Below are 12,570 nucleotides of genomic sequence, written 5' to 3'. Positions count from 1 at the left end.
CATCACGCCACCACGCTGAACCGGGTCTCGGCACGCGTGGCCAACGCCTCCAGCACCCGCGCGACCCGTGTATCCAGGTCGCCCTCCAACAGCACATGGTCGACCCCGCGCGCCTGCAGCTGGTGCTGGTACCACGCGTGTTGCTGCGCACGGAAACCCTCGCCCACCCGCGTCCCATCCTGCTCGAACGGAATGTCCGGCGCACACAGGAACAGCAGGTCGTATGCCCGCTCGGCCGCCCGCAGCAGCGGCTCGGGCGTCGTACCGAACATCCAGCCGCTGTAGCCCAGTGTCACCAGGGGCGTGGTATCGCAGAACAACCAGCGATGCGCCTGCTGCGCGGCCTGGTCCTCGTGCTGCGCCTGTGTGGCCGCAATGCGCAGCAGATCCTGCGCCAGAAGATCACCGCCCTGCTGCTCCCACAGGGTGCGACCGAACTCCGGTACCCACACCGTGCCCAGCCGCTCGGCAAGCACGCGCGCCAGCGTGCTTTTGCCGGTGGACTCACCGCCGATGAAGGCCACCCGTTGCACATGGTCAGCGTATACCGCCGGGCTCAGGCTGCTCCGATGCGCATGCGGGTCGACCCGCAGCTGAGTGCCGCTGGCCTGACCGATATCGGTCGAACGCTCGAGCCGATGGTGCTGCACGGGCGCATTGAAATGCTGCGCCAGGACCTCAGCAAAACCATCTCCATAGTCTTCGCCAGTGAAAACAGCCTGCACCGGTCCACCAAACAACGCCACGCACAGCCAGGCAGTGAACGCGCGTTGCACCTGCTCGCTGTCGTTGTCATGCGGCAGCGCACGTACGGCAATTCCCCGTTGCCTGCACAACGCCGCCAGCCGCGCATCATCCAGCACCGCCACAATCGCCTGCGGAAAGCGCGCGCGCAGCCAGCGCTCGCGGCGCGCCGCGCTGTAGCCGGCAAAGCCCGGCTGCGACCAGCCGATCACCAGCAGCTGTGCGCAGCGTGCGGCAGCGAATTCGATCAGGCGCTCGTGGCCGAGGTGCAGCGGGCAGAACTTGCCGACCACCAGCCCGCGCGCAGCGGGCTCAGGCAGCGCCATCGGCGCCCCTGGCCTGACCGCGCATCAGGTGGCGCCAGTGGCGCAGCGCGACCAGCGCATTGATCCAGAAGCCGACATACAGGATCGAGGTCAGGTGCAGGCCGCGGCTGTAGTACAGCGGCACCGCGATGGTGTTCACCAGCAGCCAGACCCACCACGATTCCAGCTTGCGCCGCATCATCAGGATCTGCGCGATCACGCTCAGCACCAGCACCGCCGAATCGACATAGGGCGCATAGGCATGGGTCAGGCGGGTCAGCATCCAGCCGTAGCCGAAGGTCGCCACGACGGCCAAAGGCAGCAACCATGCCCACGCACGTGGCCGCACCGGGGTGATCGGCAGGGGCGCGCCGTGGTCGCCGCGCAGCCACTGCCACCAGCCCAGCACGCTGATGGCGATGAAGAAGAACTGCAGCACCATGTCCGCATACAGGTGCGAGCGTTCGAATACGGCGGCGAACAGCGCGCAGCCGACGATGCCCAGCCACCACGTATGCACATTGTTGCGACCAGCCAGCAGGATCGAGCCGGCGACGGCGATGTTGGCAGCCAGCTCCAGCTGGAAGTTCGGATCGGACAGGTTCATGGCGCCATTGTCGTCGATCCGTCCCCTGCACGGAGGGTCCGTGGCGGCTGCGTCCACGCAGGGCGCGGTGGTTGGCGTGACACCCGCGCCACGCGCAGGCACCTGCCCAAGGCGTCAACGGCGCAGAAAAAAGGCCCCGCTTGCGCGGGGCCTTCTTGTTACTGCGTCAGGCCGTGGCCCGGATCAGAACTTGTAGTTGATGGATGCCGCCAGCACGTCGCCCACGACATCGTACTTGCCACGCACAACGTTGCCGGTGTCCGAGGTCGCGGTGACGGTCGGATCCTTGGCGAAGATGTGCAGGTAGCCCAGGTTGAACTCCATCTGCTCCGAGGTGGCGTAGCTCATGCCCAGCGTGACCCACTTGCGGGTGGTATCCGGCACCCGCACGTCACGGTGCGCATCGGTCGTCGGGGTCTGGTCGTAGGCCAGGCCGCCGCGCAGGGTCAGCTTGTCGTTGACCTTGTAGTCGGCACCGATCGAGGCAAAGGTGGTGTCACGGTAGCTGAAGTTCAGCACCGAGTTGGCCTGGTTGGAATCGTAGTCGATGGTGACCGAGTCAAACGCGGTCGACCAGGCGGTACGGGTGACGTCGGCGGCGATCAGCAGCTTGTCGTTGACCTGGTGGGTCACGCTGAAGGTGGCCGAGGCCGGCAGGGTCACGGTGGCGCGGCCCTTGGTATCGACGAACCAGCCCGGACGTGCTGCGGCCAGGACGGCCTTCGGGCCGTTCGGAACGTCGAACGTTGCATCACCGTCGGTGATCTTGTGTTCGACCTTGGAACGGTAGCTGATACCGATGTGGGTGTTCTCATCCGGGCTGAACAGGCCACCGACGGTCCAACCGATTTCGTTGTTGTCGCCCTTGACCTTCAACGAGCCGTCAGCGCTGCCCGGTGCATAGCCCGGAACGCGCGACTGCGCCATGATGGCGCCGAAGTCGATGGCGTTGCGCAGTTCGATGTTCATGCGCTCGACGAACACGCTGGCACCGAAGGACACGTAGGGATTGACGTCGTAGGAGGCCGAGAAGCCCAGGTCGACGGTTTCCATCTCGGTGCGGGTGCCGCTGTAACGGCCGACCCAGTCGGTGTCGTACTTGGTGGCGAAGCCGTACGGCACGCTCAGCGACACGCCGAAGTGACCCTTCTCGCCGAGCGGGGTGTGGAAGTAGGCGGCCGGGATGGCAGCGATCTTGCCGGCGTCGCCGCCGTCGCCACCACTGATCGCGGTGCCGGTACCCGGACCGGTCGGGCCGGCATTGCGGCCAGCGCCCTTGAACTCGGCCGAGAAGCTGACCGCGCTGGCGTCGAACTGGACCTGGCGTCCGTCGAGCTGGCGCATGCCTGCCGGGTTGTTGACGATGATCGAGGCGTCATCCGGCGCACTGGCCGAGCCGGCGAAGGCGCGGCCCAGGCCCTTGGCGCTGTTTTCCTTCAGCTGGAAGGCGGCGGCATTGGCGTCGGCGGCGGCCAGCGCACCGGCAACGCCGACGGCCAGCAGGGTCAGGCGGGCAATGGTGGAAGCGGTTTGCATCGTAGTTCTCTCTCCGGTAAGCGGTGATGGTGCTCTGAGTGCGCCTGCGCCCGTCAGGCCGGGTGGCCCTTCGAAGCGCGCCGGATTCCCCTCCCGACATACGACGCCGTATGCGAGTATTACCCAGAGCCGTTAATGAAACAATAACAGCAGCGGCGCTTTTTTCGCCGCAAAAGCTGAACAGGACTTTCCCCGCGAAAAGCGCGCGCACGCTAGGCTAGCGCCATGTTCGTCTCCCTCCCCTCGCGCAAGAAGGCGACCCTGCGATGGGCCACGCCCGTGCTGTTTGCGGCACTGTGGCTGGCCTTCCTGTGGTCGATCTCGCGCCCGGACGATGCCCGCGGGAGCCTCTGGCTGGACTGGGGCGCCCTGTCCACCGGCCTGACCCGGCCGCTCGACTGGTGGGCGACCCTGCAGGACGGCAGCGTCCTGCGCCTGTTCACCGCCCTGTTCCTGCATGCCGACTGGTCGCACCTGCTGGGCAATCTGGTGTTCCTGCTGATCTTCGGCCTGCCGGCCGAGCGCGTGCTGGGCCCGTGGCGGCTGCTGCTGCTGTTCCTGGTCGGCGGTGCCATCTCCAATCTGGTGGCGATCTACACGATGGGCAGTCCGGACCAGATCATCATCGGCGCCAGCGGCGCGGTGTCGGCACTGATCGGCGCCTACCTGGCACTGTTTCCCGGTGCGCGGCTGGGCGTGGTCATTCCGCTGGGCCTGTTCCTGGAGTTCGTGCGCGCCCCGGCCTACCTGCTGATCGGCGTGTGGGCCGCGCTGCAGGTGGTGTTCGCCCATATCGGCCCCAGCTTCGGCATGGTCGCCTGGTGGGCGCACATCGGCGGCTTCCTGTTCGGCCTTCTATACGGCGTATACGTGCGTGCGGCGATCGCCCGCAAGCTGCGCAAGCGGCACGGGTTCTGATACCTGGCAGTAACGGCTGCGGCCCGGCACCTGTGAACCCGACGCTTTCGGGTTGGGCAGAGGGTTCGCCGGGCATGGCCCGGCGCTACCGTCAGGGCTTGGCCGGGGCCGGCGTGGGCTTTGCTTCGGGCTTTGCTTCGGGCTTGGCCGCAGGCGTGGTTGCGGGCTTCGCGGCCGCCTTGGCCGCCGCGTCCGCTTCAGCCTTCGCGGCGTCGGCCTTCAACCGTGCAGCCACCGAACCGGGATGCTTCAGTTCGGCCAGCGCGTCGTTGATCGGGCCATCCCCCGGCAGCACGGCGCCGGCGCGGTAGCCTTCGGTGCCTTCCTCGTCGCCGCGCAGATGGCCCGGCAGCGTCGCTTCGCTGTAGTCGCTCAGGCTGGCCGGCAGCGCGTCTTCGCCGGGCTGCGGTGCGGCCTTCAGTTCCACCTCGGGCACGATACCGGTGGCCTGGATCGACTTGCCGCTGGGCGTGTAGTAGCGGGCGGTGGTCAACTTGACCGAATCGCCATTGTCCAACGGCAGCACGGTCTGCACCGAGCCCTTGCCGAAGGTACGGCTGCCGATCACGCGCGCACGCGCGTTGTCACGCAACGCCCCGGCCAGCACTTCGGACGCACTGGCCGAACCGGCGTCCACCAGCACCACCACCGGTGCGCCCTTGAGCAGGTCGCCCGGGGTGGCATCGAAGCGGGCATCGCTGATGCTGATGCGGCCACGGGTACTGACGATGTTGCCCTTGTCGAGCAGGTCGTCGGCCACCTGCACCGCAGCGGTCAGCAGCCCGCCGGGGTTGCTGCGCAGATCCAGCACCAGCCCCTTCAGCGTGCCGCCGGACTGCTTCTGCAGCTGCTGCAGATGCTTCTGGAAATCGGAACCGGTATCGGCCTGGAACGTGCTCAGGCGGATGTAGCCATAGCCCGGCTCCAGCAGGCGGCTGCGCACGCTGGTCACGCGGATGGTCTGCCGGGTCAGGCTGACATCGAACGGCTTGGCCTTGCCCTCGCGCACGATGGTCAGCACCACCTTGCTGCCGGCCGGGCCACGCAGCGGCTCACTGGCATCGATGGCACTGATCGGCTTGCCGTCGATGGCGATGATCAGGTCGCCGGCCAGGATGCCGGCCTTGGCGGCCGGTGTGTCGTCGATCGGCGAAATCACCTTCATGCTGGCGTTGTCCGGCTGCTGCTGCAGCTCGACGCCGATGCCTTCATAGGCGCCATTGGCCTGCTCGTCGAAGGCCTGCGCATCTTCCTTGTTGAAATAGGTGCTGTGCGGATCGAGGTCGAGCAGCAGCCCGCGTACCGCCGACTGCATCAGCTTGTTGTCATCCACCGGATCGACATAGGCCGCGCGCACCGCGTTGTAGACCGCCACGAAGCGCCGGATGTCTTCCAGCGGCACCTTCGAGGTCACGGCCTCCTCGTTGCTGGCGGCCTGCCCGGTGCGCTCTTTCAGCGGCACCGGCGCGGTCTGCTGCGCCCAGGACAGGGCCGGCAACAGGGCCAGCAAGAGGGTGGCGGTACGGGCTGCGCGCATGAAGCACTCCTGTCGACGATGGCATCGTGCCCAAGGCACATGCACCGATTATGCGCGAAGCATGGCTAAATTCCCGTTGAATCCACCGCAGCCGCGGCGTCGCCGGATTCAGCGCCGCTGCAGCCAGCTGTCCGGATTGACCGGCTGGCCACCACGACGCAGCTCGAAGTAGAGCGCGGTGACGCCCTGGCCACCGGAGTTGCCGACCTTGGCCACCGCGTCGCCACGGCTGACCCGTGCCCCGGCGTCCTTGAGCAGGGTGTCGTTGTGCGCGTAGAGGCTCATGTAGCCATTGCCGTGATCGACGATCAGGATCATGCCGTAGCCGGTCATCCAATCGGAGAACACCACGGTGCCATCGGCCACGGCGGTGACGGTGCTGCCGGCCGGCGCGCCGATCAGCACACCGCTGCTGGTGCGACCGTCGGGCAGCTTGCCGCCATAGCGCGCCAGCAGGTTGCCCGACAGCGGCCAGCCGAGACCGCCGACCTTCGGCGCAGGCGCCGAGGCCACGGCCGGCGGGACCTTGGTCGCCGGTGCCGGACGGCCTTCGGCCTTGGCCTGGCGTGCGGCCTTCTCGGCCGCCGCCTTCTCCGCGGCGGCCTTGCGCGCCGCAGCGCGGCGCTCGGCTTCGGCACGGGCGGCAGCGGCCCGCAGGTTGGCCAGCAGTGTCTCCAGCGCCTTGGCGTCCTGGCCCAGCGCCTGTTCCTTCTCGCGCTGGTCCTTGAAGCGCTCTTCAAGCGAGGCCACGGTCTGAGCACGTTCCCGGCGGTCCGATGCCAGCGTGGCAATCTGCTGTTTCTGGTCGCGCTGGGTGCCCTGCAGCTGCTGCTGGCGCTCGGCGATCTGCGCCTGCAGCGCCTCCAGCTCCTTCAGATCGGCGGTCAGGGCGGTGATCCGCTGCGCGCGTTCACGCTGCAGGTAGCGGTGGTAGGCCAGCGCACGGTTGGCGTCGGCCACCGTGTCCTGTGACAGCAGCAGCTTCAGCGGGGCGTGGTTGCCCAGCTGGTAGGCCGCGCGCAACAGGCCGGCCAGTTCGCGATGCTGCCGGGCCAGGGTGGACTGCAGCGCATTGCGCCGCTGCTCGGCGTCGGCCAGGGCCTGGCTCTGCTCGCGCAACGCCGATTCGGTCTGGGCCAGCGCACGTCCACTGCGCGCGACCTTCTCATCGGCCTCGCGCAGCTGCCGCGAGGCCTGGCCACGCTGGCCTTCGATCTGCCGGCGCTCCTGCGCCACGCCCTTCAGTTCGTTGCGCAGCTTCTGCAGCTTGCGCTCGGCCTCGCGGGTCGAGGACGTCTGCGCGCTGCCCGGCACGGGCAACGCCAGCGCCAGCGCCATTCCCAGCAACAGGCAACGCCCACCGCGCAGGGGGACCATGTGATGCCGGCGTGAGGGGAAGGCGTTGTTGCGCAAGGGCTTTCCAGTGACTTCAGGCAGATGCGGGGAATCCCGGGGAATGGTGACATCTCCGCACGCGGCCTGCCAGCCGCACAACAACGAGGTTCCCATGAAAGCTCTTTCCATTCCGCTGCTGTTGGGTGTCGCGCTGGCGTGTGGCCCGGCCTGGGGCCAGGCGGATGTCAGCAAGGTCAACGGCAGCATCAGTGCCGATCCGGGCCAGCGCTACGGGAAGCTGGATACGGTCAATGGTGGTATCCGTGTCGGCGAGGGTGTGGAGACCGGCAGCATCGACACCGTCAACGGTGGCGTCAAGGTTGCCGATCGCGCGCGCACCGGCAGCATCGAGACGGTCAACGGCGGCGTGCGCCTGGGCCGCGAGGTGACTGCCCACGGCGACGTCAGCACGGTCAACGGCAGCATCTTCAGCGACCGCGGCAGCCAGATCGAGGGCGGCGTGGAGACGGTCAATGGCGGCATCGGGCTGGTCGGCAGCCGGGTGCGCCGGGACGTGGAGACCGTCAACGGCGACATCACCGTCGGCATCGGTTCGCAGGTGGGCGGCGGCGTGCACGTGCGCAAGCCCAACTTCAGCGTCTCGCTGACGGCCAGCCGCAAGCCGCGGGTCATCATCGGCCCCGACGCCGTGGTCGAAGGCAGCCTGCTGTTCGAGCGCGAAGTGGTGCTGTATGTCCACCGCAGCGCCCGCATCGGCCCGATCACCGGCGCCGATCCGATTCCGTTCGACACCGACACCGCTCCGGCGGACTGAGCGTACCGATTGGGGGATACTCCCCCTTACCGGCCGTGCCCGCCGCGCGGTCGTCCCTTGTGTTTCCAGGAACCGATGATGCCCCGCAAACTCCTCCTGTGCCTGGCCGCTGCGGCCGCGCTCAGCGCCTGCAAAGGCGAAGACACCCCGGCGCCGACACCCCGTGCCGACACCGCCGCCAAGCCGGCTTCGCATGCGTTCTCGCCCGAGATCAACGCCGCTGATTTCGGCGAGATGGTGAAGACGCTGGCCTCGGACGCCTTTGAAGGCCGCTCGCCCGGCAGCAAGGGGGAAGAGCTGACCGTCAACTACATCCGCGACCAGATGCAGCGCATCGGCCTGCAGCCCGGCAACGGCGACAGCTGGTTCCAGGACGTGCCGATGACCGAGACCACGGCCGATGAATCGACCGTGCTCACGCTCAACCAGGGGGGCAAGACCACCACGCTGAAGTTCGGCACCGACATGGTGGTCGGCACCCGTACCGGCCAGACCGAGGTGAAGGTCGACGCCAGCGATCTGGTCTTCGTCGGCTATGGCGTGGACGCGCCGGAACAGAAGTGGAACGATTACGCCGGCCAGGACTGGAAGGGCAAGACGGTCGTGATGTTCGTCAACGACCCGGGCTTCCATGTCGATGACCAGACGCTGTTCGACGGCAAGCGCATGACCTACTACGGCCGCTGGACCTACAAGTTCGAGGAAGCCGCACGCAAGGGCGCCGCGGCCGCGCTGATCGTGCATGACACCGCCGGCGCCTCCTACGGCTGGGACGTGGTGAAGAATTCCTGGGCGGGCCCGCAGTACGACCTGCCGGCCAAGGATGACGCCGAGCCGCGCCTGCCGGTGCAGGGCTGGCTGAGCGCCGACGCAGCCAAGGCCCTGTTCGCCGGTGCCGGGCTGGATCTGGCGCAGGCCTACAAGGACGCCAGCAAGCGCGGCTTCAAGCCCGTGCCGCTGAAGGCCACCGCCTCGGTGGACCTCAAGAGCCAGGTGGCACAGAAGCAGTCGCGCAACGTGGTGGGCGTGCTGCCGGGCAACACGCGCGCCGACGAGGCCGTACTGTACATGGCGCACTGGGATCACCTGGGCAAGCATGAGGGCGAGACCGGCGACAACATCTACAACGGCGCGGTCGACAATGCGACCGGCGTGGCCGGCATCCTTGAGGTGGCCGAAGCCATGGCCCACCAGCAGCCGAAGCCGGAGCGCTCGGTGGTGTTCCTGGCGGTAACCCTGGAGGAATCCGGACTGCTGGGCTCGAAGTACTACGTCGCCCACCCGACCTTCCCGCTGGACAAGATCGCCGGTGTGATCAACATCGATGCGATGTCGGTGGCGGGGCGTGCCAAGGACATGACCGTCACCGGCTTCGGCAGCTCCGAACTGGAAGACATCCTCAAGCCGCTGGCGGCCGCGCAGGATCGCACCCTGCACGGCGAGACCTCGGTGCAGAGCGGCTTCTACTTCCGCTCCGACCACTTCAACTTCGCCAAGGCCGGCGTGCCGGCCCTGTATGCCGACGGGGGTGAAGACCTGCGCGATGGCGGCATCGAGGCAGGCCGCAAGGCGGCGTCCGATTACGGTGACAACCGTTACCACGGGCCGAAGGACGAATACGATCCGGCCACCTGGAAGCTGGACGGCACGGTTGAAGATCTGCAGCTGATGTATGGCGTCGGCAAGGAACTGGCCGGCGGCGATCGGTGGCCGAACTGGTACGAGGGCAATCCGTTCAAGGCTGCCCGCGACGCCATGATGAAGGGCAAGTCACCGGCTCCGGCAGCGAAGTAGGTTCGCCAGCACGTGAGTGGCATGGAAAGCGGCGCCCTCCGGGCGCCGCTTTTTTTGTGCGTGCGAAGTCTGTACCCGGCCGCGCCAGTCAGTCCCGGCCGCTGGCCGGCAACCTCATGAACGCCACGTGCCTGCAGCGGACTGCCGGCCGGCGGCCGGCACTTCCCGCGTTTCCCCCGTGCAAAGAAAAACCCCGCTGCGTGAGCAGCGGGGTTTTTGGGGTGTAAACCCTGGCGATGACCTACTCTCGCATGGCTTAGGCCACACTACCATCGGCGCAGCTACGTTTCACTTCCGAGTTCGGGATGGGATCGGGTGGTTCCATAGCGCTAATTTCACCAGGGAGACGGTTGCAGCAGCGCTTGCAGCGCCAGCCTCGCGATCTTGCCCTTGGGGCGGAAGCCACTCGGAAAAGCAGTGCCTTCACTTAATAAGAAAAACCCCGCTGCATGCGCAGCGGGGTTTTTGGGGTATAAACCCTGGCGATGACCTACTCTCGCATGGCTTAGGCCACACTACCATCGGCGCAGCTACGTTTCACTTCCGAGTTCGGGATGGGATCGGGTGGTTCCATAGCGCTAATTTCACCAGGGAGGCGGTTGGAGCGTCGCCATCCATGAAACGGATAAGGCGCCTGCCTCTCGTAGTTCTTGTGACGTAGCGTGCAGCTTGGATCTATCGACATGTCATGTCGGCCAAGGCAACTTGAGGTTATATGGTCAAGCCTCTCGGATCATTAGTATCAGTTAGCTCAATACATTGCTGTACTTACACACCTGACCTATCAACCACGTAGTCTACATGGTTCCTTCAGGGGGCTTGTGCCCCGGGAGATCTCATCTTGAGGCGCGCTTCCCGCTTAGATGCTTTCAGCGGTTATCGCTTCCGAACATAGCTACCCGGCAATGCCACTGGCGTGACAACCGGAACACCAGAGGTTCGTCCACTCCGGTCCTCTCGTACTAGGAGCAGCCCCTCTCAAATCTCCAACGCCCATGGCAGATAGGGACCGAACTGTCTCACGACGTTCTGAACCCAGCTCGCGTACCACTTTAAATGGCGAACAGCCATACCCTTGGGACCGACTACAGCCCCAGGATGTGATGAGCCGACATCGAGGTGCCAAACACCGCCGTCGATATGAACTCTTGGGCGGTATCAGCCTGTTATCCCCGGAGTACCTTTTATCCGTTGAGCGATGGCCCTTCCATACAGAACCACCGGATCACTAAGTCCTAGTTTCCTACCTGCTTGATCCGTCGATCTTGCAGTCAAGCACGCTTATGCCTTTGCACACAGTGCGCGATGTCCGACCGCGCTGAGCGTACCTTCGAGCTCCTCCGTTACTCTTTAGGAGGAGACCGCCCCAGTCAAACTACCCACCATACACGGTCCCCGACCCAGATAATGGGCCCAGGTTAGAACGTCAAGCACGACAGGGTGGTATTTCAAGGATGGCTCCACTGCAGCTAGCGCCACAGTTTCATAGCCTCCCACCTATCCTACACAGACGAACTCAACGTTCAGTGTAAAGCTATAGTAAAGGTTCACGGGGTCTTTCCGTCTTGCCACGGGAACGCTGCATCTTCACAGCGATTTCAATTTCACTGAGTCTCGGGTGGAGACAGCGCCGCTGTCGTTACGCCATTCGTGCAGGTCGGAACTTACCCGACAAGGAATTTCGCTACCTTAGGACCGTTATAGTTACGGCCGCCGTTTACTGGGGCTTCGATCAAGAGCTTCGCCTTGCGGCTGACCCCATCAATTAACCTTCCAGCACCGGGCAGGCGTCACACCCTATACGTCCACTTTCGTGTTTGCAGAGTGCTGTGTTTTTGATAAACAGTCGCAGCGGCCTGGTTACTGCGACCCTCTTCAGCTATAGCTCGCACGAGCCACCAAAAAGGGTGCACCTTCTCCCGAAGTTACGGTGCCATGTTGCCTAGTTCCTTCACCCGAGTTCTCTCAAGCGCCTGAGAATTCTCATCCTACCCACCTGTGTCGGTTTACGGTACGGTCTGCGTAAGCTGAAGCTTAGGAGCTTTTCCTGGAAGCGTGGTATCAGCGACTTCGTCTTAAAGACTCGTCTCGGTGCTCGGTCTTAGAGGATCCCGGATTTGCCAAAGATCCAAACCTACCGCCTTTCCCCGGGACAACCAACGCCCGGTACGCCTAACCTTCTCCGTCCCTCCATCGCACTTACGCGAGGTGCAGGAATATTAACCTGCTTCCCATCGACTACGACTTTCGTCCTCGCCTTAGGGGCCGACTCACCCTGCGCCGATTAACGTTGCGCAAGGAAACCTTGGGCTTTCGGCGTGCGGGTTTTTCACCCGCATTATCGTTACTCATGTCAGCATTCGCACTTCCGATACCTCCAGCGGACTTCTCAATCCACCTTCAACGGCTTACGGAACGCTCCTCTACCGCGCATAACAAAGTTATGCACCCCAAGCTTCGGTTCTGTGCTTAGCCCCGTTAAATCTTCCCCGCAGACCGACTCGACCAGTGAGCTATTACGCTTTCTTTAAAGGGTGGCTGCTTCTAAGCCAACCTCCTGGCTGTCTGTGCCTTTCCACATGGTTTTCCACTTAGCACAAAATTTGGGACCTTAGCTGTGGGTCTGGGTTGTTTCCCTTTTCACGACGGACGTTAGCACCCGCCGTGTGTCTCCCATACAGTCCGTCTCGGTATTCGGAGTTTGCAATGGTTTGGTAAGTCGCGATGACCCCCTAGCCATAACAGTGCTCTACCCCCGAGAGGATACATATGAGGCGCTACCTAAATAGCTTTCGAGGAGAACCAGCTATCTCCGGGTTCGATTAGCTTTTCACTCCTAATCACAGCTCATCCCCGTCTTTTGCAACAGACGTGGGTTCGGGCCTCCAGTACCTGTTACGGCACCTTCACCCTGGCCATGACTAGATCACCCGGTTTCGGGTCTACTGCCCGCGACTAT

Annotated in this window: 8 protein-coding genes and 3 rRNA genes (1 of these 11 only partly in view); 3 read left to right on the top strand and 8 right to left on the bottom strand. The window is 64.7% G+C overall.

Going from position 1 to position 12,570, the window contains the following annotated elements; translation table 11 throughout:
- Window positions 1-2 precede the first annotated feature (2 nt).
- The 3 genes from Q5Z10_RS01830 to Q5Z10_RS01820 form a co-directional block, all read right to left on the bottom strand.
- Window positions 3-1,070 carry an AAA family ATPase gene (locus tag Q5Z10_RS01830; RefSeq protein WP_303637649.1) on the bottom strand — a complete coding sequence of 356 codons (1,068 nt, stop codon included), beginning with the start codon at window positions 1,068-1,070 and terminating at the stop codon, window positions 3-5.
- On the bottom strand, window positions 1,057-1,656 hold the full coding sequence (gene pnuC, locus Q5Z10_RS01825) for a nicotinamide riboside transporter PnuC (RefSeq protein ID WP_303637648.1): 600 nt from the start codon (window positions 1,654-1,656) through the stop codon (window positions 1,057-1,059). The genes Q5Z10_RS01830 and pnuC overlap by 14 nt, the downstream gene beginning before the upstream one ends.
- A gap of 183 nt (window positions 1,657-1,839) precedes the next feature.
- Entirely contained in the window at window positions 1,840-3,192 is a 1,353-nt protein-coding gene (locus Q5Z10_RS01820; RefSeq protein ID WP_303637647.1) for an outer membrane protein transport protein, read from the bottom strand.
- 225 nt (window positions 3,193-3,417) lie between these two features.
- Here Q5Z10_RS01820 and Q5Z10_RS01815 point away from each other — a divergent pair, with 225 nt between their 5' ends.
- Window positions 3,418-4,110, top strand: coding sequence for a rhomboid family intramembrane serine protease (locus tag Q5Z10_RS01815; RefSeq protein WP_303637646.1), 693 nt, complete (start codon window positions 3,418-3,420; stop codon window positions 4,108-4,110).
- Between the two features lie 91 nt (window positions 4,111-4,201).
- Here Q5Z10_RS01815 and Q5Z10_RS01810 read toward each other — a convergent pair whose 3' ends face one another.
- Window positions 4,202-5,647 (bottom strand): S41 family peptidase, encoded by a 1,446-nt coding sequence (locus Q5Z10_RS01810; protein ID WP_303637645.1) that lies wholly within the window; start codon window positions 5,645-5,647, stop codon window positions 4,202-4,204.
- 108 nt (window positions 5,648-5,755) lie between these two features.
- Window positions 5,756-7,024 (bottom strand): murein hydrolase activator EnvC family protein, encoded by a 1,269-nt coding sequence (locus Q5Z10_RS01805; RefSeq protein ID WP_442758953.1) that lies wholly within the window; start codon window positions 7,022-7,024, stop codon window positions 5,756-5,758.
- Window positions 7,025-7,154: 130 nt separating this feature from the next.
- On the opposite strand from Q5Z10_RS01805, the gene Q5Z10_RS01800 reads away from it, so the two are divergent.
- Together Q5Z10_RS01800 and Q5Z10_RS01795 are read left to right on the top strand one after the other, a co-directional pair.
- Window positions 7,155-7,817, top strand: coding sequence for a DUF4097 family beta strand repeat-containing protein (locus Q5Z10_RS01800; protein WP_303637644.1), 663 nt, complete (start codon window positions 7,155-7,157; stop codon window positions 7,815-7,817).
- 78 nt (window positions 7,818-7,895) lie between these two features.
- Window positions 7,896-9,611, top strand: a complete 1,716-nt coding sequence (locus tag Q5Z10_RS01795; RefSeq protein WP_303637643.1) for a M28 family metallopeptidase — start codon at window positions 7,896-7,898, stop codon at window positions 9,609-9,611.
- Between the two features lie 228 nt (window positions 9,612-9,839).
- On the opposite strand, the gene rrf (Q5Z10_RS01790) is transcribed toward Q5Z10_RS01795, so the two are convergent.
- The 3 genes from rrf (Q5Z10_RS01790) to Q5Z10_RS01780 all read right to left on the bottom strand — a co-directional run.
- A 5S ribosomal RNA gene (rrf, locus tag Q5Z10_RS01790) occupies window positions 9,840-9,954 on the bottom strand.
- A 134-nt stretch (window positions 9,955-10,088) separates the two neighbouring features.
- Window positions 10,089-10,203: ribosomal RNA gene (gene rrf / locus Q5Z10_RS01785) — 5S ribosomal RNA — on the bottom strand.
- A 123-nt stretch (window positions 10,204-10,326) separates the two neighbouring features.
- Window positions 10,327-12,570 (bottom strand): 23S ribosomal RNA (locus Q5Z10_RS01780) (it continues 636 nt past the right edge of the window).

Origin of the sequence: Stenotrophomonas sp. 704A1, from assembly GCF_030549525.1 — a bacterium.
Classification (GTDB): Bacteria; Pseudomonadota; Gammaproteobacteria; order Xanthomonadales; family Xanthomonadaceae; genus Stenotrophomonas; species Stenotrophomonas tuberculopleuritidis.
The sequence above is the reverse complement of the archived record's forward strand: the minus strand, read 5'-3'. Positions and strand labels throughout refer to the sequence as shown.

Bases quoted from the DNA above. Each gene is read 5' to 3' on its own strand.
- Q5Z10_RS01830 (WP_303637649.1), bottom strand. From the start codon at position 1,070: ATGGCGCTGCCTGAGCCCGCTGCGCGCGGGCTGGTGGTCGGCAAGTTC.
- pnuC (WP_303637648.1), bottom strand. From the start codon at position 1,656: ATGAACCTGTCCGATCCGAACTTCCAGCTGGAGCTGGCTGCCAACATC.
- Q5Z10_RS01820 (WP_303637647.1), bottom strand. From the start codon at position 3,192: ATGCAAACCGCTTCCACCATTGCCCGCCTGACCCTGCTGGCCGTCGGC.
- Q5Z10_RS01815 (WP_303637646.1), top strand. From the start codon at position 3,418: ATGTTCGTCTCCCTCCCCTCGCGCAAGAAGGCGACCCTGCGATGGGCC.
- Q5Z10_RS01810 (WP_303637645.1), bottom strand. From the start codon at position 5,647: ATGCGCGCAGCCCGTACCGCCACCCTCTTGCTGGCCCTGTTGCCGGCC.
- Q5Z10_RS01805 (WP_442758953.1), bottom strand. From the start codon at position 7,024: ATGGTCCCCCTGCGCGGTGGGCGTTGCCTGTTGCTGGGAATGGCGCTG.
- Q5Z10_RS01800 (WP_303637644.1), top strand. From the start codon at position 7,155: ATGAAAGCTCTTTCCATTCCGCTGCTGTTGGGTGTCGCGCTGGCGTGT.
- Q5Z10_RS01795 (WP_303637643.1), top strand. From the start codon at position 7,896: ATGCCCCGCAAACTCCTCCTGTGCCTGGCCGCTGCGGCCGCGCTCAGC.